Raw genomic sequence first — 22523 nt, 5'->3', positions numbered from 1 at the left:
CAGCGAAGATAAGAATTTAGTATGAAAAGTTAATGAAAGGGTAAAGGGCAGTATACATTAGCAGATAATATATCTAAATGTGGCTACAACAACAGTTGATTTGGCTACACCTGCTTACCCGGCATGGTGCACCTTTGTACCACATCAATAAATAACAAAAATGAAAATCATAGTAACAGGTTCGTTAGGGCATATTAGCCTGCCGCTTACCCAGGAATTAGTAAAAAACGGGCACCAGGTAACCGTTATCAGCAGTAAAGCCGACAAACAGGAAGCTATTGAAGCATTAGGCGCCACGGCGGCCATTGGGTCATTAGAAGATGTTGATTTTTTAACAGCCACTTTTACCGGGGCAGATGCCGTGTATTGCATGGTGCCGCCAAATAATTATTTCGACCATAGCCTCGACCTGCACGCTTATTACCGCAGACTCGGACATAACTACGCTACTGCAATTGAAAGATCGCGCGTAAAACGTGTGGTTAACCTAAGTACCATTGGCGCTCATTTAGAAAAAGGCTCGGGCATTTTAATAGGCGCCCATGATCTGGCCGAGATCCTTGACGCGCTACCATCTGACGTAACCATTACCCATATGCGCCCTACATCATTCTATTACAACTTATTTAGTTATATGGATATGATAAAAAACCAGGGCGTGATAGCCACAAATTATGGCGATGGTGATATTGTTCCCTGGGTTTCGCCGATTGACATTGCTGCTGCTGTAGCCGAAGAATTGCAGGCCCCACTTACCGGCCGAAAGGTCCGTTACGCATGCAGTGAAGAGCTTACCGGTAATGAAGTAGCTGCCATATTAGGATCGGCAATAGGCAAGCCCGATTTGCAATGGGTTGCAGTTACTGATGAGCAGGTGTTAAACGGCTTAGTAGGCTTTGGCATGAACCATAAAATTGCCGCCGGATTGGTTGAAATGTATGCCAGCCTGCACACCGGGTTATTGTCTGAAGATTATTTCCTTAACCGGCCCGCCGTTATGGGTAAAGTAAAAATGGCTGATTTCGCGAAAGAGTTTGCGGCGGTTTATCATCAAAAATAAGTATATTGTGATATGCCAAATATTAAGCTGCACCGGTTTAAAACGATAAGCGAGTTCCATAAATTCAGGGGCTTGCCTAAACCCGAGCATCCGCTTATCAGCGTTATCAATGTAGCCGATGTGAAAGAATTGCCGGCTAACGAGATAAGCCTGGTAAACGATTTTTATTCTATTGCGCTTAAAAGAAATTTTAATGCAAAACTGAAATATGGTCAGCAGCAATATGATTTTGACGACGGCATCATGTTCTTTATGTCGCCGGGCCAGGTATTCAGGATAGAAGTGGAAAAAGATACCGAATCACAACAATCGGGATGGATGCTGCTTATCCATCCTGATTTTTTGTGGAATACGCCATTGGCTAAAACCATCAAACAATACGAGTATTTTAGTTATGCCGCAAATGAGGCGTTGTTCCTGTCAGAAAAAGAGGAAACGATAATTGCCGGTATTATGCAAAACATTCAGCAGGAATATCAGGCCAACATTGATAAATTTAGTCAGGATATTATTATTGCCCAGGTAGAGTTATTACTAAATTATTCCGACCGTTTTTACAACCGCCAATTTATAACCCGTAAAATAGCCAACCACCAATTACTTGACCGGTTGGAAGATGCGCTGACCGCTTATTTTAATAGCGATGCTTTGGCGACAAAAGGATTGCCAACGGTAACCTACATTGCCGACATTCTTAACGTTTCGCCCGGCTATTTAAGCGGATCGCTAAAAACCCTAACCGGTAAAAGCACCCAACAACACCTACATGATAGCCTGATAGAACGGGCTAAAGAAAAACTGTCAACAACCGGTTTGTCGGTAAGCGAGATTGCCTATCAATTAGGTTTTGAGCACCCGCAATCATTTAGTAAGTTATTTAAGACAAAAACCAACGTTTCGCCGTTAGAGTTCAGGCAGTCGTTTAATTGATATACTGCCAGGTATGTTCCGCCTTTTTGTGCCTGTTCATTAGCATGCTGTGCAATATCTCTGGAAACTTTACTGCTGTATATCCTCATTTGCATATCCGCACATCTATCACCACATTTGCACATCCACAATAATGATATTAATAACAGGGGCAACAGGTTTTTTAGGAGCAGAATTGGCTAAGCAGTTGGCCGATAGGGGGCAGGCTATTCGTTGTACTAAGCGGGCGTCGTCTATAATCCCTATGCTGCTGGTGCCTTATAACCAGATAGAATGGGTTGATGCCGATATGCTGGATATTTTTGCTTTGGAGGGTGCTTTGGAGGGAGTTACGCAGGTTTATCACTGCGCGGCCTGGGTATCGTTAAAACAAGCTGATAAGACCGCTATGATCCGCACCAATGTAAACGGTACAGCCAACCTGGTTAACTTATGTTTGGACAGAGATATCAAACTGGTACACGTAAGCTCCATAGCCGCTATAGGCCAGGCAAAGCCGGGCGAACTGATCACCGAAAATCATCATTTAGAGATAAGTACCGAAAACGACGGCTATGCCATATCAAAGCTGGAAAGCGAGATGGAAGTATGGCGCGGTATTGCTGAAGGTTTGGATGCAGTAATTGTTAATCCTTCATTAATTATAGGGCCAAACGCAGGTACTTTGGGTAGTGGGCAACTTTTTGAAACGGTACGCAAAGGGTTGAAATTTTATACCGATGGCACCTCAGGTTTTGTTGATGTGGCCGATGTCGCCAAATGTATGATAGCATTAATGGAAAGCGATATTACCGAAGAACGCTATATCATCAGCGCCGAAAACTGGCATTATAAAGATATGACCGCCGCCATAGCCGCTGGCTTTAACATAACACCACCTGCTACTTTAGCCAAACCCTGGATGATGGAACTGGCCTGGCGCGGCGCAAAATTAGCCGGGTTTATTACCGGCAAGCCGCCGGCTATTGATAAAATTGCGGCACAGTCCGCGGTACAATTTCGTGATTTTGATAATAGTAAAATTAAAGCTGCCATTGGTATCGAATTTAAGCCGATAAGCAAGTCTGTTACAGAGATCTGCGAGCGATTGGCTAATTAGTTATAAATAATTATCTTGGTACTATGAAGCAATATGATCCACGCGTAGACGAGTATATCGGCAAAACGCCGGCCTTTGCACAGCCCATACTAAAGTATATCCGCGAGCTAATGCATGCCGCCTCGCCGCATATTACTGAGAATATAAAATGGGGGTGCCCTTTTTTTGAGTATAAAGGTATAATTGGCAATATGGCCGCCTTTAAGCAACATTGCGCCGTTGGCATCTGGAACAGTGCTAATATTAAAGACGAACACGGTTTTATAAAGGTGGCCGGCGAGAAAGATTCGGCAGGTAGTTTTGGGCGCATAACCAGCCTGGCCGACTTGCCGCCCGATAAGATCTTGCTGGGATATATTAAACAGGCAGTTGCTTTAAACGAGGATGGTAACGCTAAACCAATTGCGCCGGGCAGGTCAGCAACGCCAAAACCAAAGGCCGAAATTGCAACGCCCGACTATTTTATTGCAGCTTTACAAGAAAATCAAAAAGCAAACACGGCGTTCCAAGCGTTTAGCCCATCATGCAAACGCGAGTACCTTGAATGGATAACCGAAGCCAAGACCGAACCTACACGCCAAAAGCGTATGGAAACAGCTTTAGAATGGATAGCCGAAGGTAAGACAAGGCACTGGAAATATAAATAAGCGTTTGTGTACCGATGCCTTTATTCTTTATAAAGGCAAGATTCTGATACGCTTTTTATCCTCATCGACTACAAGCAAGGCGCCTTTTTCCAGCAAATCAGTATAGGTTTCAAGGGTTGGGAATAGTATGTTGGTTAAATACGGTATAGTTACGTTTTGTGTCCTTACTTGTATTACACTTGGTTTATCGGCTTTTGTTAAAGCAAGCGCTGTTCCAAAATCCAGGTCGTGTGTAAAAACCAAGTGTTCGTTTTTTATGGCCCAAGCGATGATTGTCTCATCCGGAGCATCAAATTTGCCAATAGCGGACCAGTGAATAGCGTCTATGTTATGAAGTTTAAATTCCTGAACCCATTCAGGAGATAAATTCATATCAATTAGTACTTTCATGCAGTAGCAAGCGGTACTTCGATTTCTTCAGACCGCCAGGCGGCGTATGATAGGGCAGCAATAATATCCTCGGCTTGTAAATATGGATACATCTTTAAAATGTCCTCATTAGTTTGGCCAGAAGCTAAAAGCCCGATAATGGTACCAACAGTCACTCTTAGCCCCCTTATGCAAGGCTTACCACCCATAACATTAGGGTTTAAGGTAATACGTTCTAAGTTTTTCATAATATGCGCTATTGTTCATCAAAAATAAACAATAAAATATAATTATTAGTTTCCGAAGCTTACTAAATAAAAATGGACAGCTTTAGAATAAACCGAGCTGCCCATTAATAATGTTTAAATTTGCTTACGCTATAAAACTTTCCAATATTTTAAACCCGCCTTCTGTTTCCAGTTCAATTTTATCAATTGTTTTTGGCAGCAAAATACACTCACCCATTTTAACGGGGTAACTTTCGCCGTTGTATTTAATGGTGTAAGCGCCGGCAAGGCAAACGTGTATCACAAACGAATCCAGGTTGCTGTAATCTTTGCCGGTACTTTCGGTAGCATCCAATACGCTGGTAGTGAAGTACGGGCAGCTAACCAACTGTACAGTTTCGTCTTTTTCGGGCGTGTATTTGGTTTTGTAGTTGCCGTAATATTTATAGTCGATAGCCGCTAAAGCTTCTTCAGTATGCAACTCGCGTTTATTACCATTTGCATCCACACGATCGAAATCATAGATCCGGTAGGTAATGTCTGATGTTTGCTGGATCTCGGCTAATAATAAACCCGCGCCAATAGTATGTACACGCCCAGCAGGTAAAAAGAAAACGTCACCTTCATTAGCAGTTTCGCGGTTCAATACATCCATTAAATGGCCGCTGTTAAACTTTTCTAAATATTCTTCCTGGGTTAATTCCTTATTAAAGCCCGCAATTAGGGTCGAACCCGGGTCAGACTCAATAATGTACCACATTTCTGTTTTACCGAATGAGTTATGGCGTTTTTTTGCCAGCTCATCATTTGGGTGTACCTGGATAGAAAGATCCTCGTTAGCATCAATAAACTTTACCAATAGCGGGAAGATGTTACCAAAGTGCTTGTATACTTTTTCGCCCACCAACTCGGCGCCATATTGCACTAACAGATCGGCTAACGATTCGCCGTTAAGCGCACCGCCCTCAACAATTGAAACGTCAGACTTTACGCCCGAGATCTCCCAGGTTTCGCCGCAATTTGGCAGGTTGCCAAAATCTTTATGCAGGTAAGTTTTTATTTTTTGACCACCCCAAATTTTGTCTTTGAAAATGGTTTTGAATTTAAGCGGATATAATGCTGTTGACATGATAGGATGTGAATTTTTGCGCTAAGTTATGGATTTTGTGTAAGCCTTAAACAAGGTTTCTCTAAAAAATAAAACTATCATGCCCATAATTGCTGTGTGCAAATAGATCAGATCGGCCACGCCCAGCAAGTGCCTTTTAGCTAAAAACCCGGCTTTTAATACTTCACCTAAAAGCATAAATTCATAAGGCATCATGATACATAGCGGGATGGTACAAAACCCTGTTGTTATTAAAAGTTTGTTTTTATTAACCAGCTTTTTATAAGCCATATATATTGGCGGGAACGCTAAGGCAAATACCAATAAAAAGTTAATAACCTTAATTAACAGTAACGACTGATGGTTGAATAAATAGGTTAATACTCCTCTTTCATCGCCACCACCCATGCCAGCAGTAAATATGCGCGCGAATGCAAGATTGCCCAATATCAGCACGAAACCTAAATTATACCGTTTTGTGTTAGCAGATCGAAGAATAAAATAGCCCGTCCACATCATTAGATAGCTAAAAAGGGGGCCGGCAATGCCGGCTAAATAGGTATAGGGATTGCTTTCGCAGGCGGCACAAATGGGCCTGATCAAATTAAAATCTAACTGTATCCCGGAGGCGCCGCAGATCAGGTACCCTGTTAGCATATGCGCCATTTCATGCAACTGGCCAAATACAAAAACAAATGCCATAAAGGCCAGGCAATAGCGCCATGTAAGTTTAATTTCCATGCGGGCTATGACGCGGGTGATTAAAAGCAGGTTACAAAAATCGCATTGATTTCTTACCTGTAATAAAAGAAAAGTATATTTAGACATTAAAACTTATCACGTATGCGACTATATCTACAATTGCCTTTAATTTCATTGCTTTTAATGTCATTGTACAACGATGTTAAAGCTCAAAGCACAGAAAAACTAATATTTTCGTTGCCACAAAAAAAAGTGGTTAATAGCTTATATAACAAGATTACATTAATCGATATCAGGCCGGATACGGAACATATGGGGATGATACAAACAGGAGTTTTCAACAAACCTACTGTAGTTGTTGCCAAAGAGCCACTTAATAATCAACTCAATAATATTTTGGCTGCGCTAATAGATAATACGGCAAAATCACAACAAATAGTATTGCAATTGCGTCGCCTTGATTTTGCTGAAGTGACTGGAGCTATTAGTGAAAAGGGATACTTCTTTTTAAATGCGCAACTGTTTGCAAAGGCAACCGATGGATATAAAAGAATTGGTACGATAGATACTGTGGCAAAAGTATCCGCTATGGACGTTTCTAACGCTTTGCTTAAAAAAGGAGGCGAAATACTGTCAAATTTTATAGCAGAAAATTTATCAAAACAGCCATCAAGTTATAGTTATAATTATGATGCTATAGAAAAAGTGGACAGTATTGAGAAAAGCAAACTAACTGTTTACAATTCCAACATCTACACTGATGGTTATTATTTAACTTATACATCATTCAGCAACCAAATTCCCGATGGCCAGATTGTAGTTGACGGCGATGAAGTAAAGCCCGGGAAGGTAAAGTAGCAGACAACAATGGCAAATTGAAAAAGATAAGGTCGGAGTCGTTATATGCCATAGTACACAAGGGTAGACCTTATATTGTAAATGCTTTCGGATATTATCCTGTTAACAAATCTGGCAACGACTTTTATTTTACAGGTAGATTGGCTCAGAGCGCAAAAAATGGAGTTATGGCATCAGGCGCAATGTACGGCGCTATAGGAGGAGCAATTGCCGGGGCATTTTCTTCCGCAATGTCTGATCAGATCTATGATGTAAAAATTTATTATTTGACTGGAGATTTTATTCGGTTAAAAGAAGCAAAAACAGATTGAAACCTTTTATAATAAGAAAGCCCACCTTCAATAAGGTGGGCTTTCTTATTACTATCAACTGGAATTACTTACCCAACTTCTTTTTCAAGTTCTCATCAATTGCCTCAAGAAACTCTTCGGTGTATAAGAAATCTATACCGTGTTGTACTTTTGGTTTTATAGTGATGGCCAGATCCTTGGTCATTTTACCACTTTCAACAGTCTCAATACAAACTTCTTCTAAAGCTTTGCAGAAGTCGATCAACTCCTGGTTTCCATCTAATATACCGCGGAACTCTAAACCACGCGTCCACGCGAAGATAGACGCGATAGGGTTGGTAGATGTTGGCCGGCCGGCCTGGTGCTCGCGGTAGTGGCGGGTTACTGTACCGTGTGCAGCTTCTGCTTCCATAACGGTTCCGTCCGGAGTAACTAAAGTTGAGGTCATTAAACCTAATGAACCAAAGCCTTGTGCTACTGTGTCAGATTGTACGTCGCCATCATAGTTTTTACAAGCCCAAACAAAGTTACCGTGCCATTTAAGGGCCGATGCAACCATGTCGTCAATTAAACGGTGCTCATAAGTAATGCCGGCATCAGCAAATTTTTGCTTGTAATCGTTTTGATAAATCTCTTCAAAAATATCTTTGAAACGGCCATCGTATTTTTTAAGGATGGTGTTTTTGGTTGATAAATATAAAGGCCAGCCTTTCATCAGCGCCTGGTTAAAGCAAGCATGTGCAAAACCACGGATAGACTCATCAGTGTTGTACATTGCCAAAGCAACGCCATCGCCTTTAAAGTTAAATACCTCGAAAGATTGCTCCGGGCTACCATCCTCTGGTGTAAATTTTATGGTAAGCTTACCTTTACCTTTTGTTAAAAAGTCGGTAGCGCGGTACTGGTCGCCAAATGCATGACGGCCAATGCAGATTGGTGCTGTCCAGTTTGGCACTAAACGCGGTACATTGTTCATCACAATAGGCTCGCGGAAAACTGTTCCGTCCAAAATATTACGGATGGTGCCGTTTGGCGATTTCCACATTTGTTTCAAGCCAAACTCTTCCACACGCTGCTCATCAGGTGTAATGGTAGCGCATTTAATACCAACGCCGTATTGTTTAATAGCGTTTGCAGCATCAATAGTAACCTGGTCGTTAGTTTCGTCGCGATACTCTAAACCAAGATCATAATATTTAATATCCAGGTCCAGGTACGGAACTATCAGTTTATCTTTTATAAATTTCCAGATGATGCGGGTCATTTCGTCGCCATCCAGCTCAACTACGGGATTATTTACTTTAATTTTTGACATACCAGGTTATCTTATTTTTTATAATGGCACCAAAGATATAAAATAGTGTCTATCAATAATTAAATGGAATTGTAAAATAGTGGTTAATTTTAAATAAATTCGAAGCTGATATAGTTTTCAGGATCAATCCTTTAAATTTTAACCAATAAGAGGGGTAACTGTTAATAAACTAACTTATAAACTTGCCCGTAAATAACATATGAACCTTTTTATAAAAAAAAGTATTTTACTGTTTGTTCTTTGCTTAACAATAGGAACGGTTAAGGCACAGAGTAATGACTTTGCACAATATGACCTGGGCCTGGGTCTTGATTTTAATAGTGCATATACCGATGCGGAAACTATCATCAGCACACGGTCGGGGCATTTTAATTTTAATTATAATGCAACCCCGTTTGTTAACTACATTATTGAGTATCATACAGGAACACTACAGGGGGGCGACTCATTAACTACAGCAAGTGGCAGGCAATTTAATAATAACTTCGCCGCGGTAATGTTCAGGGCGCAGTTACAAATGGGCGAAATAATAGACTATTCGCAAAGTAAAATGGCTAATGCCTTTAAAAATCTTTACATTTCATCAGGTATTGGCTTCGTTGTAAATCATATGACCACCATTAACAGGGCATCCATTAAAACCCCCGGATTTTACACGGATGGCGAAAATAACAGCAATGAGATCGTTATTCCGGCCAGGATAGGTTATGAGATAAAATTCTTTAATAAGTATAACCAGCCCGGGTTTAAAATAGATGCCGGTTACCAATATAATTTTATAATGGGCGACGGCCTTGACGGATTTACAGCCGGCACGGGAAAAGACTCGTTTTCGCAATTCTCCATCGGTATAAAATTTGCCATTGGCGGGGTTGCTACGTACAGAAAACAGATCACCTCTGATTAATCATTTTATTTAGTGGGTTAAATCATTTTTTGGCAGGGTTTTTACTGTATTTTTATACTAAATAATAAACCCATGAACAATAATCCTTTTAACAACGAAAACGACGACAGGGATAAAACCCTTAAGGACGAACTTGGCGAAACAATTGACAAAGGGCAATTACGTTTTAACGCTGATGATAACAGCTATGAGCTGGATGTAAAAAGCGACGACCCGGATTATGACCACCCGGATCCTTATAATACCTCGCAAAAAAACGGTGCCGATATGAACTCGACTTATGATGAGGCTAACCCTTATGATGTAGTTGACGAATACATACCAAATGAATCATTAGAAACAGATGTTGACCAGTTGGGAATGCATATCGATAATGGCGAAAGTGTAATTACCGATCCTATTGATGAGATGCTGGCCCACACGCCCGAAGATGACCGGGACGACCTGGACGAAGAAGGCTATCCAAAAAATGATACACCTAAATAATAGATAAATAGGCTACCTGGCAAAAATTACCTGATAAGCTTCATGAGCCGGTTTTCCGTTAACTACGACCGTATTTGTGTCGATGGCTAGCCATGTCATTGCACGGGCAGTTAAATTTGTGATACGAGTAGTACTATTGGCACTATCGAAGAAAACGTTAGTGCCTAATTGTATGAATAAAACATTATCCGTGGTATACAATCTATAAAGTCCGGAAGGTTTTTGATCGGCGTAGAGAAATGTGCCATTAGTAAAAACAAATGTTTTAGTATTATCATTTAGTGATATAGACGTGAACCTGTTAGGCACGCTCGTTCCTGAAATAACGACATCACTAGTGTCATAGTATTGTTTTACAGTTGAACTAACCGTCCAGAGATTGGAAAGGTAACTATTGTTAACTGTTTTATTAAAAACGTTAATACCCAAAACGGTGCCCCCTGAATTGAAATTTGGATTTGGCACAGGTATTAAAGGGTCGTCAAGTTTGCATGAAATTGCTATCATACACAACGTAGTAAATATTAGGAAAGGTTTGTTATAACACGTCACTAAGTGCAAAGTTGATAAAGTTTTAATTCTAAGATACAATTTTTCCGATCGTTAATCAAAGTCAAGGTTAAAGCGTTTTCTAAGCTCGGCTAAGTGAGGGTTCTTTGCGGCCATATGCTGGTATTTTTCCTGGCTGGTATAAGGACGTTTTACAGCAACCTGTTTATCAATACGTGCATTAACTTCCAAATCAAAGTTTTTAAGTGTGCTGCGCATATAGTTTAGAAAATAAGGCTTCTCATCCCTGAAAAGATCTTCCTGTACTTTATTGGCAACAATTATCTCAAACACATAAGGCTGTAGCATGATAGGCACTTCTGTTATAAAAACGGGTAGCAGGTTCATTTTCCCCTCGGCCTTTATTTTAGAGGCGTACGTGTTCCATTCTCTTAAAAAATCATCAAAAGTAACTGGTTCTTTTGCATCGCCTTTTAAATAAGGATCTTCTTCCTCGGTTATGGTTTCCGGTGTATTACCAATGTCTTTTAACGATGGTATTTTTATGGATGCGGTGCCCGCGTTTGGTATAAAAGATGGTTTCGGTTTTTCTGTTATCGGCTCTTGTACAATTTCTGTTGTTGCCTTAACGGGCTCAATGGTTCTTGGTGACGGTATATAGGGTGCGGGCGTATCAGCAACCATGGCCACCCCGTTGTTAATAACAGGTAGTAGGGTATCTATTGCTGAGGTATCAGGTTTTTTTTTTAGCTGCTCGTTATCGGGCATTGCAGTTAGCGGCGTGGTAGCCAAGCTAAATACCGAGAGCAGGTGGCACATTTTAAGCAAGGCCAATTCAACCTGTAAGCGTTGGTTCTTGCTCAGTTTATAATTTAGATCGCATTGGTTGGCAATATTCATGGCCGACAACAGGAACGACACGCTGGCCGCCTGGGATTGCTGTAAATATTTAGCTTTTATGCCCTCGCTTACTTCCAACAGCTTTAAGGTCGATGCGTCCTTGGTTACCAACAGGTTACGGAAGTGTTCTGACAGGCCCGATATAAAATGAGCGCCATCAAAGCCTTTGGTTAAAATCTCATCAAAATATAATAGCGTTTTAGCCGTACTTTCTGTAAGCAAGCTATCGGTTATATTAAAGTAGTAATCGTAATCAAGAATATTCAGGTTATCAATAACCGAGCGATAGGTAACATTAGCGTCCGAAAAGCTTACGATCTGGTCAAACATTGACAAAGCATCCCGCAAACCACCGTCAGCCTTTTGGGCGATGATATGCAGGCCGTCAACCTCATACTTAATGTCCTCTTTTTTGGCTATAGATGCCAGGTGGTTAGCCATATCATCAATACCAATGCGGTTAAAATCAAAGATCTGGCAACGCGACAGTATTGTAGGTAGTATTTTATGCTTCTCGGTAGTGGCCAATATAAATATAGCGTAATGAGGCGGTTCTTCCAGCGTTTTCAGGAAAGCGTTAAACGCCGCCTGCGATAGCATGTGCACCTCATCAATAATATAAACCTTATAACGCGCGCCTTGTGGCGGTATGCGCACCTGTTCTATCAGGCTGCGGATATCATCAACCGAATTGTTTGATGCTGCATCCAACTCATGCACGTTAAATGAGTTACCGTTTTGGAAGGACAGGCAGGTGCTGCAAGTACCGCAAGCCTCGCCGTTGGGCTGTAAATTTTCGCAATTAATGGTTTTCGCAAGGATGCGCGCACAGGTAGTTTTACCCACACCACGCGGGCCACAGAACAAAAACGCCTGTGCCAGCTGGTTATTCCTGATAGCGTTTTTAAGCGTGTTGGTTATATGTTGCTGACCGACAACGGTTTCGAAAGTAGCCGGGCGGTATTTGCGTGCCGAAACAATAAAATTATCCACAGCTACTAAGTTAGCAAGAAATTGCTTTACCTGAAAGTGTCAAAATGGATTGTTGATAAATTGAGAGGGGTGATGATCTATTGTAACTCTTCTTCCGGCAAATGATCATCATCCGGGTCGGGGTTGGTGATATCATATTCACCCTCTGCATCAGGTTCGTCAGTATCATCACTTGCCTGTATAGCGTGCTGATCGTCCAGGTCATCAGCCTGGTCGTCAAAATCTTCATCCTCTTCATCTTCCCAGTCGCCCTCGGTAAAATCGTTTTCACCGGGTTGTTGAAAATAAATAGTATCATACATAAATACGGTATGATTTGTTGATTGGCTTTCAAGATATTCAAACTCCATGGCAGTAATGTTTTGCTAATTAAAAGACAATCAAACTTAACCTTATGTTTTATCCCCCACGTTAAATTTGTGTTTTATTTTTATGAACAAAAGTTGATTATAATATCAGCTATAACGCAGGTATAAAACTAACTATGCATATTACTTGTGGTTTGTATTGTATAAATCAAAATATCTTCCTACATTTGCAGCCCCGAATTGTCGGGTTAATTAATTAAAAATCAAAGTATAATAATGCAACAGTACGAAATCGTGATCGTTCTAACCCCGTTGTTATCAGAAGAGACAGCTAAAGAGGCAATAGCCAAATACAGCAAAACTCTTACTGATGGCGGAGCCGAAATTGTCCAGGAGGATAATTGGGGTTTGAGAAAATTAGCGTACCCAATCCAAAAGAAAGTGACCGGGTACTATCACTTAACTGAATTTAAGGCTCCAGGTGATTTAATTAACAAATTGGAAGTCGAGTTAAGACGCGATGAGCGTGTTTTGCGTTTCCTGACTATAGCTTTAGATAAACATGCTATTACTTACAATGAGAAAAAACGCAGTGGTGCTTTTAACAAGAAACCTGCAGCTAAAGTGGAGGAAGCAAACTAATGGCAAACGACCAAATTAAATACGTAACCGCCCCTAAAGTAGAGGACAACCGTAAAAAATACTGCCGTTTTAAAAAGAATGGTATTAAGTATATCGATTACAAAGACGCTAACTTTTTATTGAAGTTTATTAATGATCAGGGTAAAGTATTACCTCGCCGTTTAACCGGTACTTCATTAAAGTTTCAGCGTAAAGTGGCCCAAGCCGTTAAACGTGCGCGCCACATTGGTTTATTACCTTATGTTACAGACTCATTAAAATAATCAGGAGGTAAAAGACAATGGAAGTTATTTTAAAACAAGACATAAAAAACCTGGGTGATAAAGACGATGTAGTAACCGTTAAACCAGGATATGGCCGTAATTTTTTATTCCCTAAAGGATACGCCATATTAGCTACTGTATCTGCACGCAAAGTTTTAGCCGAAAACCTAAAACAAGCTGCATTTAAACAAGAAAAAATACGCAAGGATGCTGATGCAATTGCTGCCCGTTTAGAAGGTGTGAAATTGACCATCGGTGCTAAAGCCGGCGAAACCGGAAAAATCTTTGGTGCTATCAACACTATACAAGTTGCTGATGCATTGAAAAAAGAAGGTTTTGACGTTGACCGTCGTCGTATTACTTTTGACCAGGAACCAAAATTTGTTGGTGATTACACCGCAATTGTAAACCTGCATAAAGAAGTTAAGGTACAAGTACCTTTTTCAGTAGTAGCAGAGTAATTTAAAATTTCGGAAGTCGGATTTGCGACTTCGGAATTGGATTATTGAATATAAAAAAGGTGTTGAGTTTTGCTCAACACCTTTTTTTGTTTACCGGCATTGCGGTGATTGATAATAGTTATTTAAAAATATACTTTATACCTAATCCCGGTGCCAGGTCAAAATATGGGCCGGTGGCCAGTTCAACCCGTGGGTTAAGGTCCAGGCTAACCGCTATGGGCGATTCGGGAATAATGTATTCAAGGCCTATTACAGCATCGCCACCTATTAATAACTGTGGTTTGGTGTAGATCCGGTCGTTACCATTAAACGTGCGGTAAGTGCCTTGCCCAACCGAGCCTATGTGCCCGCCAAAGCCATAATAAAATTTTAATGCCGGTACACCAAAGGCCTCCTGGTGGATCTCGTATAACCCGGTAACTACCAGCCCGCCATTTCTAAAACCCAGCAAGCCTTCAATAGCAGTTTTGTTATGCATAAAGTATTTGCCTGATATACCATTTTCATATCCGCCAAATTTTAAACCGGCAGCCATCTTGTAATCCTGTGCGTTCGATTGTAAGCCAACGAACAAAAATGCAGCTGCAATAAGTAATTTATAAGTAGTGTTTTTCATGATGCTATAACGTGGGTTTTTAAATTTTATGGTAAAGACCCGTAAAAACTAACAAGGTTTAACACGACTTTAGCTATTATTATTTAGCTTAGGTGCTAAATAAAATACGATTACGATGTATAGAAAGTGGTATTTCCTGGGTGCTTGTTTGTTGATCGTCAATTATGTAAATGCGCAAAGCGATCAAAATAAATATCAAAATGGCATGGTGGTTTGCGCCTATCCTGATGCTGCTAACGTTGGCGTTGAGATCCTAAAAAAAGGCGGTAATGCGGTTGACGCTGCCGTGGCTGTACAATTTGCTTTAGCTGTAGTACATCCGCAGGCAGGTAATTTAGGGGGTGGGGGATTTATGGTGTTCCGGTCTGCAAAAGGCGAGGCAAATACGCTTGATTTTAGGGAGAAGGCCCCCGCACTTGCAACCACCAATATGTACCTTGATACAGCCGGTGATGTAATACCCGATATGAGTTTGGCCACTCACCAGGCATCGGGTGTACCCGGCTCTGTTGACGGGATGGTGGAGGCGCATAAAAAATATGGTAAATTAAAATGGCCACAACTGGTACAACCTGCCATAAACCTGGCAAAAAACGGTTTTAAAATGACCGCCCGCCTGGCCGCTGATATAAACCGCGTACACGATACTTTTATTAAAATGAACCCGGGTAAGGGTTACCTGGTAAAAGCCGAACCATGGAAAGAGGGGGATGTTTTAATCCAAACTGATCTGGCTAAAACATTGCAATTGATCCGCGATAATGGCCGCGCGGGCTTTTATGCAGGTAAAACAGCCGATGCTATTGTAGCCGAAATGAAAACAGGCAACGGGCTTATCTCAAAGACTGATTTGGCCAACTATCATGCCGTGTGGCGCAAGGCAATAAAAAGCACGTATAAACAATATGCCATTTTTACCATGCCGCCACCATCAAGCGGAGGGATAGCGCTGGTGCAGCTGTTAAAATCTGTTGAGCCATATCCATTGCATCGTTTTGGACATAACACCGATTCTACCGTTAGCGTGATGGTTGAGGCCGAGCGCAGGGTATATGCTGATAGGTCAAAATACCTGGGCGATCCTGATTTTTACGAGGTACCGGTTGATAGCTTATTAAGACCGGCTTATATCAAAGCACGCATGAATAGTTTTAGCTGGGATGCAGCCACGCCAAGCAGCAGCATACAGCCGGGCAGCTTTGCAGGTTATGAAAGCGACCAGACAACACATTATTCTATAGTTGATAAAGAAGGCAATGCGGTGGCCATTACTACCACGTTAAACGGAACGTTTGGATCTAAGATATTTGTAGGCGGGGCCGGGTTTTTATTGAACAATGAGATGGATGATTTTAGCTCTAAACCAGGTGTGCCGAATATGTATGGGTTATTGGGCGGAAAAGCCAATGCTATACAACCCAATAAACGCATGTTATCCTGCATGACGCCGACAATTATTACTAAAGATGGGAAACTGTTTATGGTGGTAGGCACGCCCGGTGGATCGACCATCATGACATCTGTATATCAAACTATATTAAATGTGATTGAGTTTAATATGAGCATGCAGGACGCCGTTACTGCCAAACGTTTCCACAGCCAATGGATGCCTGATAAGGTAGATATTGAAAGAGGGGCACTTGATGCAGCTACCATTAATAAATTAGACCAAAAAGGTTATAAAATAGTTGCGGGCGGCAACATAGGCAGGGTGGATGCTATTTTAAAAACAAAAGACGGTTACCAAGGGGGCGCCGACCCGCGTGGCGACGATACAGCTATAGGCTGGTAATACAGTTTCATAAAAATTACGTACAATTGCGCTATATAACGCTTAGTTTAAATATATGCCGGCCAACATAAAACACCAGGAAACTATAGATTATTTTTTGAAGATAGTTTGGCAAACCGTTGCAAACCGGTACAACGCCCTGGTTACTGATTTTGGCATAACGCAATCTATAGGTTATCTACTCATTAATATTGATGATGAGGAGGGTACAACAGTATCGCAGGCGGCCGCTTTGTTAGGGTTAAAATCAACAAGCCTTTCGCGGATGCTGAACCAGTTAGAGCAAACCGGGCTGATCTACCGCGAATCAAACCAGGGCGATAAACGATCTGTAAAAATATACCTTACGCCGTTGGGTAAAGAAAAAAGGCAGCAGGCCCGCGCCGTTGTAAAGCAATTTAACAATTATCTTAACGCCCACATCAACGAGGCCGATAAATTGTATCTAACCGATATGCTGAAAAAGATCAACCAGCTCACCTTAAATTATAAGCCCGAATCGCCTGATAAATAACTAATACCGCCGCAATTGTCAAAGCATGTGATATTTTAAATGTTAAAATATGTTAAGCTGCTGTTTTTGACAGATAAAAGAATAAATTTGCCTTTTGAAAATGTAAATGAACAGGGCGGCGTTAATCATATTGTTTTTAGGTGCTTGTTTTATTATGGCTTGCGGTAAATCAACAAGTACAGGTAAAGCAGTATATGAAGCGCAAAAAGCCATAGATGATAAGATCATTGCTGATTATTTAAAAGCAAACCCTACGTTAAATGCAACTAAAATTGACACATCGGGTGTTTATTATATCGTTATACAGCCGGGTAGTGGTAACGCTTTGTTCACCAGGTCAACCAGGGTTACTATAGCCGATACCGGGAGGTTATTAACAACCGGACAGCTGTTCAGGCAAACCAACGAATTTCATCCTTCGTTTACATTGTCAGAAATAATATTGGGGTGGCAATTGGGTATCCCCAAAATAAAAAAGGGCGGGATAGTAAGATTGTTAATACCATCACGTTATGCATACGGGCCAAACCCGCAACCTTTGGTTGGGGTAGAGTTTGGTTTAAAAAATGGGTTGCCGGCAAACGCGATACTTGATTTTAATATCCAGTTGTACGATATTACCAATTAACAAAATATTAGCCCTTATATAATTAAGGGTTTTACCATATAAATTAAATAATTGCTGTAAGGCAATATGGCCCCCAAGCTGGTTAGCTGCCGGGCCGGGAAACAATAACACAAATGAAACAAACCACTTTTACTTTTTTATTATTTGCTACTATAGCCTTAGTGTCCTGCCGAAAAGATAATTACGGGCCAACCATTAAGGAGTATGATGAAGATCAAATTAAATCCTATATAAGTACTAACGGTATAACTGGGTTGACGCGCGACACCAGCGGCATGTACTACAATATAATTAACCTAGGCACAGGCCCTGCTATAGAATACTCTGATAATATTTCGGTAGTTTTTAGCGTGCGTAGTGTTGATGGTAAATACATCTCTGTTGATACAATAAGCAACCATTTCCAGGAATTTGCAGGCCATATAACATCTATAGTTCGTCCGATAGGGATAGGTGTTTCGGGTGTGCAATCGGCTATTCATAATATATTAAAGTATCACGGTGGGGCCATGCGCCTTATTGTGCCTTCGCGCCTTGCCTACGGCACCGGCGGTGCGGGTTCAGGTAGCAGCGAGCTTACTTCTGGTAGGATAGCAGGTAACCAATGCCTTGACTATTATATTCATGTTATTAATAACCAGGCTACTGATAACCAGGCTACTTATGATGTTGCAAGTATTAAAAGGTACCTGGCTAATAATAATTTAACTTCGGTGATGCAGTATGACCCTGCCGGTTTTTGGTACCAGATAGATGTACCGGGTACAGGTACGGTACCAATAACCGAAAACAGCACAATACAAATGACTTACACCGCAACGATATTTAACGGAACAGTTGTTGACCAATATAATAATCCATCGAATCTTCAACCCTTTGATGTTCCAGACCTGATTCAGGGTGTACAAATAGCCCTGAAAAAATATGCCACTGCAGGTGCATTGCTCAGGATAGTAATGCCATCATCATTAGCTTACGGCAAAACAGGCTCCGGCTCGGTACCGCCAAATAGCTGCTTTAGATTTGATGTGCAGGTTCGTAGTATAACGCCATAAGTTATTTGCTTAAAGCGGCTTTAAAAGCTTTTAAACAACGGTCGCGCGCAAAAGTGTGATCAACGATGGGTTTAGGATATTTGCTGAAATCAGCATACTCCGGAACCCATTTTTTTATGTATTTCAATTCAGGGTCGAACCTTTTGGTTTGTGCGTCTGGGCTAAAGATCCTAAAGTATGGTGCCGCATCTGTGCCTGATCCGGCGGCCCATTGCCAGCCGCCAACATTGCTGGCCATATCATAGTCCAATAATTTTTCTGCAAAATAGCGTTCGCCCCATCGCCAGTCTATCAACAGGTCCTTGGTTAAAAAGCTGGCGGTTAACATGCGGATGCGGTTATGCATAAATCCGGTTTCATTCAATTCGCGCATCCCGGCATCAACCAGTGGGTAACCCGTTTGTCCTTTGCACCAGGCTTCAAAATGCACTTCGTTATTAACCCATTGTATGCGGTCGTATTCGGGCCGGAAAGCGTGGTCCCTGGTACGCGGGAAATGATGGAGTATCATCATATAAAATTCGCGCCATATCAACTCATTTAGCCAGGTTTTTTCCTGAGCATTGTTAGCGTCGGTTGCCAGTGTACGGATACTTACCGTACCAAATCGTAAATGTATGCCAATATGCGAGGTGCCCTTTATGGCCGGATAATCGCGCTTTTCAGCATAATCATCAATAACAGTTTTATAGTTTTTTCCCGGAAACTCCTGCTTGCCTGGCTCAAACCCCAGGCTTTTTAGTGTGGGTGTAGGTAGGTGTTTTATCTTGAGCAGGTGTTTTAAATGTTTTTTGGAAGGGTACGCGCTTAAATAAAAATCATTCAGCTTTTGTTTCCATTTGCGGCCGTACGGAGTAAAAACAGTATAGGGTTTGCCGTCATCCTTAGTTACTTCATCCCGCTCAAAAATTACCTGGTCCTTGTAAGTTTTTAGTTCGATGCCTTGTTTTCCCAGCAACGTTTTTACTTGCTCGTCGCGGGTTTTAGCGTAAGGCTCATAATCATGATTGGTGTACACCGCCGCAACATCATATGCTTTTAAAACGTTGTACCAGGCGGTTTCTACCTTATCATATACTACCAGCAAACTACTGCCGTGTCCCTCCAGTTCTTGTTGTAGCCCGTTAATAGTATCGTAAATAAAGGTTACGCGGGTATCGGCCTTATTATCCAGCTTACTTAATATCTCATGGTCAAAAATAAACAGGCATAGCACGGGGTTGCCACTTTTTAAGGCATGATATAAACCTGCGTTATCATCCAATCGCAAATCGCGCCTAAACCAGAAGATGGTTGTTTTTGTATCCAATGGCTACTTATAAATCTCTTTCAATGCCCAGGTTAAAGTAGGATATTTAAACTTGAACCCGGCATCTTCAATTTTTTGTGCAGATGCTTTCTGGCTGGCTAATACTATCGCGCTCATTTCGCCCAGGGCAAGTTGTAACGCAAATGCCGGTACTTTAGGCAACCATAACGGCCGGTGCAACTGTTTGGCTACTGCCTGGGTTAGCTGTTTATTGGTAGCAGGGTTAGGGGCCACCATGTTATAGTCGCCGCTTAAGCTTTCATTTTCTATGGCAAACAGGTACATGCCGATAACATCCTCCTCATGGATCCACGACATCCATTGCTTGCCGCTACCCAATGCCGAACCAAATCCAAACTTTACAGGTTTAGCCAATGCAGCGAGCGCACCACCATTTGCATCCAAAACAACTCCGGTACGAAACTTCACTATCCGCAACCCTAACGACTCGCCGGTATCAGCGGCATGCTCCCATTGCAGGCAAACATTGGCCAGGAAATCGGTGCCGGGAGCGCTATCTTCGGTAAGCAGCTCGTCGGCCCGGTCGCCATAATAACCAACGCCTGATGCTGATATAACGGTATTAACGGTATGCGATTTTTTATCGCGCATTAGTTTATAAATCAACTCGATTGATTTGGTTCGGCTGCGTATGATCTCTTTTTTGCGATCGTTTGTCCAGCGGCCGTCAGCCACGTTTGCACCTGCCAGGTGTACAATTATATCCACGCCATCAACAGCGTGCTCATCAATTTCGCCTTTATTTACATCCCATAAATAAGTATGTACGCCGGTATCAACATCAGCAAGTTTGCGGCTTAAGTGACTAACCGAATATCCTTTATCTAATAATAGTTTGGTAAGCTTGGTGCCGATCAACCCCGTACCGCCGGTTATTAAAATATGTTTGCTCATTTTTTAGCAGGTAGTATTTCAAAATTTACAATTTGTTGTGCCATCCCTTTAAATATAAACAAATGAAACGGAAACATTAAATACCAATATACACGCCCCCACAAACCGCTGGGCCTGAAAGTAGCTATTTGGCTCAGGCTTTTCTTCCCATTGCGCTCAATTATTTTAAACTCCAGCCAGGCCTCACCAGGTAGTTTCATTTCGGCATATAATAATAAACGTTTGGCTACCTTATCAACCAATAACACCCGCCAAAAATCTATTACGTCGCCGGGCGATACTGTTACATCGCTGGTGCGCCCGCGGCGCAACCCGACACCGCCAACAACACGATCAAAAAAACCGCGCAAACCCCAGATCCAGTCCCAATAATACCAGCCGCGTTTACCGCCTATAGCCATAATATTATTTAAAACAGCTATCGGGTCGCGGTCGAAGGGGGTATTAACTTTATATTCAAGCGTTCCGTTTTGCGGTACTTTTATCTGATCCATAAAGTCGGAAGTGAGGTAGCCGTTATTCAACGCATCGCGCCAGCTTGAAACTATCGAGTTCTGTTCTATCTTTTTAAATGCCAGGGCCAAAGCTTCGCGATAGGTTAGGCATTCGCGTTTTATTACTTTGTCGATATCATGATTTTTCATGATGGTTTCGTTTTTCATGCTGTCAACCAGGCTTTGCGCCAGCGAATAGCTAACTGACGTTACAAAGTACAGCCAGTACGACGAGATTTTGGGCGACAGGAACGGAATGGTAATAATGCGCCTTTTTAAATGACGCACTTTGGCATAGTTAAGCATCATATCCTTAAAACTCAGGATGTCGGGTCCGCCAATGTCAAAGGTTTTATCGAAAGCTTTTTCGTTAAGCATTACGCCATCTAAATATCCCAACACATCGCGGATAGCAATAGGCTGACATTTTGTATGTACCCAGCGCGGAACAGTCATGATGGGTAACTTCTCAGTTAAATCCCTGATGATTTCGAACGATGAGCTGCCAGAGCCAATGATGATAGCAGCCCGTAAAACAGTTAGCCTGGCCTTAGCCTCGCGCAACACATCCTCTACATGCCGGCGCGACAGCAGGTGTTCAGACAGGTTATCATCATTAGTTATCCCGCTTAAAAATATCACCTGTTTACAATGTGTCTTATCCAGCAACTTCACAAAGTTTTGGGCCGATTGGGCTTCCAGATCTGCAAAGTTCTTGTCCTGCGACATGGAATGTACCAGGTAATAAGCCACATCAATATCTTTTGGAAAAGATTCGACAGTGGCTTCTTTTAGCAGATCGCCTTTTATCAGGGCCACCCTATCGCTAAAATCGCTTTGTTCATGAAAGCGGCGCTTATCGCGCACCAGGCAAACCAGGTTATGATTCTGCTCCAGCAAAACCGGGATAAGCCGCGTACCTATATAACCATTTGCACCTGCCAATAATACTTTCATATGTAAAGGTAACAACAAAGTGGGGTGGGGGTTTTTATTTGTGCAGCTGGCTCACAACAGGTAGCTATAAGGGCCGGTATCCTGTAACCTCGCGTTTGTCCAAATTATCGATGCTCAATCGTTATTAAAACAAATCGTCCAAAATACTGTGTTTGCTATAGTTAGTTA

General features: G+C 41.7%; 27 protein-coding genes. 15 read left to right on the top strand and 12 right to left on the bottom strand.

Annotated elements, in window-relative coordinates:
• Nucleotides 1-160: 160 nt before the first annotated feature.
• From ABIB50_RS20060 to ABIB50_RS20045, 4 genes are all read left to right on the top strand, one after another.
• Entirely contained in the window at nt 161-1060 is a 900-nt protein-coding gene (locus ABIB50_RS20060; protein WP_429382667.1) for an NAD(P)H-binding protein, read from the top strand.
• 12 nt (nt 1061-1072) lie between these two features.
• On the top strand, nt 1073-1990 hold the full coding sequence (locus ABIB50_RS20055; protein ID WP_429382666.1) for a helix-turn-helix domain-containing protein: 918 nt from the start codon (nt 1073-1075) through the stop codon (nt 1988-1990).
• A gap of 133 nt (nt 1991-2123) precedes the next feature.
• Complete coding sequence (locus ABIB50_RS20050) at nt 2124-3089, top strand: NAD-dependent epimerase/dehydratase family protein (RefSeq protein WP_429382664.1); 966 nt, start codon at nt 2124-2126, stop codon at nt 3087-3089.
• Nucleotides 3090-3112: 23 nt separating this feature from the next.
• Nucleotides 3113-3736 (top strand): YdeI/OmpD-associated family protein, encoded by a 624-nt coding sequence (locus ABIB50_RS20045; RefSeq protein ID WP_429382662.1) that lies wholly within the window; start codon nt 3113-3115, stop codon nt 3734-3736.
• A gap of 27 nt (nt 3737-3763) precedes the next feature.
• On the opposite strand, the gene ABIB50_RS20040 is transcribed toward ABIB50_RS20045, so the two are convergent.
• The 4 genes from ABIB50_RS20040 to ABIB50_RS20025 all read right to left on the bottom strand — a co-directional run bounded on the left by ABIB50_RS20040 (nt 3764) and on the right by ABIB50_RS20025 (nt 6181).
• The gene (locus ABIB50_RS20040) at nt 3764-4126 is read right to left on the bottom strand and encodes a DUF5615 family PIN-like protein (RefSeq protein WP_429382660.1); all 363 of its coding nucleotides are present in this window, start codon (nt 4124-4126) and stop codon (nt 3764-3766) included.
• A complete protein-coding gene (locus ABIB50_RS20035) occupies nt 4123-4353 on the bottom strand; it encodes a DUF433 domain-containing protein (RefSeq protein ID WP_429382658.1) in 231 nt (76 codons plus the stop codon). The genes ABIB50_RS20040 and ABIB50_RS20035 overlap by 4 nt, the downstream gene beginning before the upstream one ends.
• Nucleotides 4354-4477: 124 nt before the next feature.
• A complete protein-coding gene (locus ABIB50_RS20030) occupies nt 4478-5461 on the bottom strand; it encodes a type I phosphomannose isomerase catalytic subunit (RefSeq protein WP_429382656.1) in 984 nt (327 codons plus the stop codon).
• Nucleotides 5462-5482: 21 nt separating this feature from the next.
• Nucleotides 5483-6181: a hypothetical protein gene (locus ABIB50_RS20025; RefSeq protein ID WP_429382654.1), complete on the bottom strand. Its 699-nt coding sequence runs from the start codon at nt 6179-6181 to the stop codon at nt 5483-5485.
• Nucleotides 6182-6331: 150 nt separating this feature from the next.
• Between ABIB50_RS20025 and ABIB50_RS20020 the strand changes: the two genes are divergently transcribed.
• Nucleotides 6332-7000 carry a hypothetical protein gene (locus ABIB50_RS20020; protein ID WP_429382652.1) on the top strand — a complete coding sequence of 223 codons (669 nt, stop codon included), beginning with the start codon at nt 6332-6334 and terminating at the stop codon, nt 6998-7000.
• A gap of 17 nt (nt 7001-7017) precedes the next feature.
• Nucleotides 7018-7311: a hypothetical protein gene (locus ABIB50_RS20015; protein ID WP_429382651.1), complete on the top strand. Its 294-nt coding sequence runs from the start codon at nt 7018-7020 to the stop codon at nt 7309-7311.
• A gap of 64 nt (nt 7312-7375) precedes the next feature.
• Here ABIB50_RS20015 and ABIB50_RS20010 read toward each other — a convergent pair whose 3' ends face one another.
• The gene (locus tag ABIB50_RS20010) at nt 7376-8605 is read right to left on the bottom strand and encodes an NADP-dependent isocitrate dehydrogenase (protein ID WP_429382650.1); all 1230 of its coding nucleotides are present in this window, start codon (nt 8603-8605) and stop codon (nt 7376-7378) included.
• A 199-nt stretch (nt 8606-8804) separates the two neighbouring features.
• Here ABIB50_RS20010 and ABIB50_RS20005 point away from each other — a divergent pair, with 199 nt between their 5' ends.
• Both ABIB50_RS20005 and ABIB50_RS20000 read left to right on the top strand, forming a co-directional pair.
• Nucleotides 8805-9512, top strand: coding sequence for a hypothetical protein (locus ABIB50_RS20005; protein ID WP_429382649.1), 708 nt, complete (start codon nt 8805-8807; stop codon nt 9510-9512).
• Between the two features lie 72 nt (nt 9513-9584).
• Nucleotides 9585-9998, top strand: coding sequence for a hypothetical protein (locus ABIB50_RS20000; protein WP_429382648.1), 414 nt, complete (start codon nt 9585-9587; stop codon nt 9996-9998).
• A gap of 12 nt (nt 9999-10010) precedes the next feature.
• On the opposite strand, the gene ABIB50_RS19995 is transcribed toward ABIB50_RS20000, so the two are convergent.
• From ABIB50_RS19995 to ABIB50_RS19985, 3 genes are all read right to left on the bottom strand, one after another.
• Nucleotides 10011-10505 carry a hypothetical protein gene (locus ABIB50_RS19995; RefSeq protein ID WP_429382646.1) on the bottom strand — a complete coding sequence of 165 codons (495 nt, stop codon included), beginning with the start codon at nt 10503-10505 and terminating at the stop codon, nt 10011-10013.
• Nucleotides 10506-10601: 96 nt separating this feature from the next.
• Nucleotides 10602-12401: a DNA polymerase III subunit gamma/tau gene (locus ABIB50_RS19990; protein WP_429382645.1), complete on the bottom strand. Its 1800-nt coding sequence runs from the start codon at nt 12399-12401 to the stop codon at nt 10602-10604.
• Nucleotides 12402-12478: 77 nt separating this feature from the next.
• Nucleotides 12479-12751, bottom strand: a complete 273-nt coding sequence (locus ABIB50_RS19985) for a hypothetical protein (RefSeq protein ID WP_429382644.1) — start codon at nt 12749-12751, stop codon at nt 12479-12481.
• A gap of 234 nt (nt 12752-12985) precedes the next feature.
• On the opposite strand from ABIB50_RS19985, the gene rpsF reads away from it, so the two are divergent.
• Genes rpsF through rplI form a run of 3 tightly spaced genes read left to right on the top strand, consistent with a single transcriptional unit; the run spans nt 12986 to nt 14075 of the window.
• Nucleotides 12986-13351, top strand: a complete 366-nt coding sequence (rpsF, locus tag ABIB50_RS19980; RefSeq protein ID WP_429382643.1) for a 30S ribosomal protein S6 — start codon at nt 12986-12988, stop codon at nt 13349-13351.
• On the top strand, nt 13351-13614 hold the full coding sequence (gene rpsR, locus ABIB50_RS19975) for a 30S ribosomal protein S18 (RefSeq protein ID WP_067054791.1): 264 nt from the start codon (nt 13351-13353) through the stop codon (nt 13612-13614). Before rpsF ends, rpsR begins: the two co-directional genes overlap by 1 nt.
• A 17-nt stretch (nt 13615-13631) precedes the next feature.
• Nucleotides 13632-14075, top strand: coding sequence for a 50S ribosomal protein L9 (gene rplI / locus ABIB50_RS19970; RefSeq protein ID WP_429382640.1), 444 nt, complete (start codon nt 13632-13634; stop codon nt 14073-14075).
• Nucleotides 14076-14193: 118 nt separating this feature from the next.
• Here the strand turns inward: rplI and ABIB50_RS19965 are convergent, their stop codons facing one another.
• On the bottom strand, nt 14194-14691 hold the full coding sequence (locus tag ABIB50_RS19965; protein ID WP_429382639.1) for a hypothetical protein: 498 nt from the start codon (nt 14689-14691) through the stop codon (nt 14194-14196).
• Between the two features lie 115 nt (nt 14692-14806).
• Here ABIB50_RS19965 and ggt point away from each other — a divergent pair, with 115 nt between their 5' ends.
• The 4 genes from ggt (at nt 14807) to ABIB50_RS19945 (ending at nt 18680) form a co-directional block, all read left to right on the top strand.
• Nucleotides 14807-16483: a gamma-glutamyltransferase gene (ggt, locus tag ABIB50_RS19960; protein WP_429382638.1), complete on the top strand. Its 1677-nt coding sequence runs from the start codon at nt 14807-14809 to the stop codon at nt 16481-16483.
• A 67-nt stretch (nt 16484-16550) separates the two neighbouring features.
• Nucleotides 16551-16997, top strand: coding sequence for a MarR family winged helix-turn-helix transcriptional regulator (locus tag ABIB50_RS19955; protein WP_429383085.1), 447 nt, complete (start codon nt 16551-16553; stop codon nt 16995-16997).
• Between the two features lie 154 nt (nt 16998-17151).
• Nucleotides 17152-17625: an FKBP-type peptidyl-prolyl cis-trans isomerase gene (locus tag ABIB50_RS19950; protein WP_429382637.1), complete on the top strand. Its 474-nt coding sequence runs from the start codon at nt 17152-17154 to the stop codon at nt 17623-17625.
• A gap of 113 nt (nt 17626-17738) precedes the next feature.
• The gene (locus ABIB50_RS19945; protein WP_429382635.1) at nt 17739-18680 is read left to right on the top strand and encodes an FKBP-type peptidyl-prolyl cis-trans isomerase; all 942 of its coding nucleotides are present in this window, start codon (nt 17739-17741) and stop codon (nt 18678-18680) included.
• A gap of 1 nt (nt 18681) precedes the next feature.
• On the opposite strand, the gene ABIB50_RS19940 is transcribed toward ABIB50_RS19945, so the two are convergent.
• From ABIB50_RS19940 to ABIB50_RS19930, 3 genes are read right to left on the bottom strand one after another with little or no spacing between them, the layout of a single operon-like run.
• On the bottom strand, nt 18682-19989 hold the full coding sequence (locus ABIB50_RS19940; RefSeq protein ID WP_429382634.1) for a cryptochrome/photolyase family protein: 1308 nt from the start codon (nt 19987-19989) through the stop codon (nt 18682-18684).
• Between the two features lie 3 nt (nt 19990-19992).
• Entirely contained in the window at nt 19993-20904 is a 912-nt protein-coding gene (locus ABIB50_RS19935; RefSeq protein WP_429382633.1) for a TIGR01777 family oxidoreductase, read from the bottom strand.
• Nucleotides 20901-22355: an SDR family oxidoreductase gene (locus ABIB50_RS19930; RefSeq protein ID WP_429382631.1), complete on the bottom strand. Its 1455-nt coding sequence runs from the start codon at nt 22353-22355 to the stop codon at nt 20901-20903. The genes ABIB50_RS19935 and ABIB50_RS19930 overlap by 4 nt, the downstream gene beginning before the upstream one ends.
• Nucleotides 22356-22523 lie beyond the last annotated feature (168 nt).

The organism is Mucilaginibacter sp. UYCu711 (assembly GCF_050433825.1).
Taxonomy (GTDB): domain Bacteria; phylum Bacteroidota; class Bacteroidia; order Sphingobacteriales; family Sphingobacteriaceae; genus Mucilaginibacter.
The sequence above is the reverse complement of the archived record's forward strand: the minus strand, read 5'-3'. Positions and strand labels throughout refer to the sequence as shown.

Bases quoted from the DNA above. Each gene is read 5' to 3' on its own strand.
- ABIB50_RS20060 (WP_429382667.1), top strand. From the start codon at position 161: ATGAAAATCATAGTAACAGGTTCGTTAGGGCATATTAGCCTGCCGCTT.
- ABIB50_RS20055 (WP_429382666.1), top strand. From the start codon at position 1,073: ATGCCAAATATTAAGCTGCACCGGTTTAAAACGATAAGCGAGTTCCAT.
- ABIB50_RS20050 (WP_429382664.1), top strand. From the start codon at position 2,124: ATGATATTAATAACAGGGGCAACAGGTTTTTTAGGAGCAGAATTGGCT.
- ABIB50_RS20045 (WP_429382662.1), top strand. From the start codon at position 3,113: ATGAAGCAATATGATCCACGCGTAGACGAGTATATCGGCAAAACGCCG.
- ABIB50_RS20040 (WP_429382660.1), bottom strand. From the start codon at position 4,126: ATGAAAGTACTAATTGATATGAATTTATCTCCTGAATGGGTTCAGGAA.
- ABIB50_RS20035 (WP_429382658.1), bottom strand. From the start codon at position 4,353: ATGAAAAACTTAGAACGTATTACCTTAAACCCTAATGTTATGGGTGGT.
- ABIB50_RS20030 (WP_429382656.1), bottom strand. From the start codon at position 5,461: ATGTCAACAGCATTATATCCGCTTAAATTCAAAACCATTTTCAAAGAC.
- ABIB50_RS20025 (WP_429382654.1), bottom strand. From the start codon at position 6,181: ATGGAAATTAAACTTACATGGCGCTATTGCCTGGCCTTTATGGCATTT.
- ABIB50_RS20010 (WP_429382650.1), bottom strand. From the start codon at position 8,605: ATGTCAAAAATTAAAGTAAATAATCCCGTAGTTGAGCTGGATGGCGAC.
- ABIB50_RS20005 (WP_429382649.1), top strand. From the start codon at position 8,805: ATGAACCTTTTTATAAAAAAAAGTATTTTACTGTTTGTTCTTTGCTTA.
- ABIB50_RS20000 (WP_429382648.1), top strand. From the start codon at position 9,585: ATGAACAATAATCCTTTTAACAACGAAAACGACGACAGGGATAAAACC.
- ABIB50_RS19995 (WP_429382646.1), bottom strand. From the start codon at position 10,505: ATGATAGCAATTTCATGCAAACTTGACGACCCTTTAATACCTGTGCCA.
- ABIB50_RS19985 (WP_429382644.1), bottom strand. From the start codon at position 12,751: ATGGAGTTTGAATATCTTGAAAGCCAATCAACAAATCATACCGTATTT.
- rpsF (WP_429382643.1), top strand. From the start codon at position 12,986: ATGCAACAGTACGAAATCGTGATCGTTCTAACCCCGTTGTTATCAGAA.
- rpsR (WP_067054791.1), top strand. From the start codon at position 13,351: ATGGCAAACGACCAAATTAAATACGTAACCGCCCCTAAAGTAGAGGAC.
- rplI (WP_429382640.1), top strand. From the start codon at position 13,632: ATGGAAGTTATTTTAAAACAAGACATAAAAAACCTGGGTGATAAAGAC.
- ABIB50_RS19965 (WP_429382639.1), bottom strand. From the start codon at position 14,691: ATGAAAAACACTACTTATAAATTACTTATTGCAGCTGCATTTTTGTTC.
- ggt (WP_429382638.1), top strand. From the start codon at position 14,807: ATGTATAGAAAGTGGTATTTCCTGGGTGCTTGTTTGTTGATCGTCAAT.
- ABIB50_RS19950 (WP_429382637.1), top strand. From the start codon at position 17,152: ATGGCTTGCGGTAAATCAACAAGTACAGGTAAAGCAGTATATGAAGCG.
- ABIB50_RS19945 (WP_429382635.1), top strand. From the start codon at position 17,739: ATGAAACAAACCACTTTTACTTTTTTATTATTTGCTACTATAGCCTTA.
- ABIB50_RS19935 (WP_429382633.1), bottom strand. From the start codon at position 20,904: ATGAGCAAACATATTTTAATAACCGGCGGTACGGGGTTGATCGGCACC.
- ABIB50_RS19930 (WP_429382631.1), bottom strand. From the start codon at position 22,355: ATGAAAGTATTATTGGCAGGTGCAAATGGTTATATAGGTACGCGGCTT.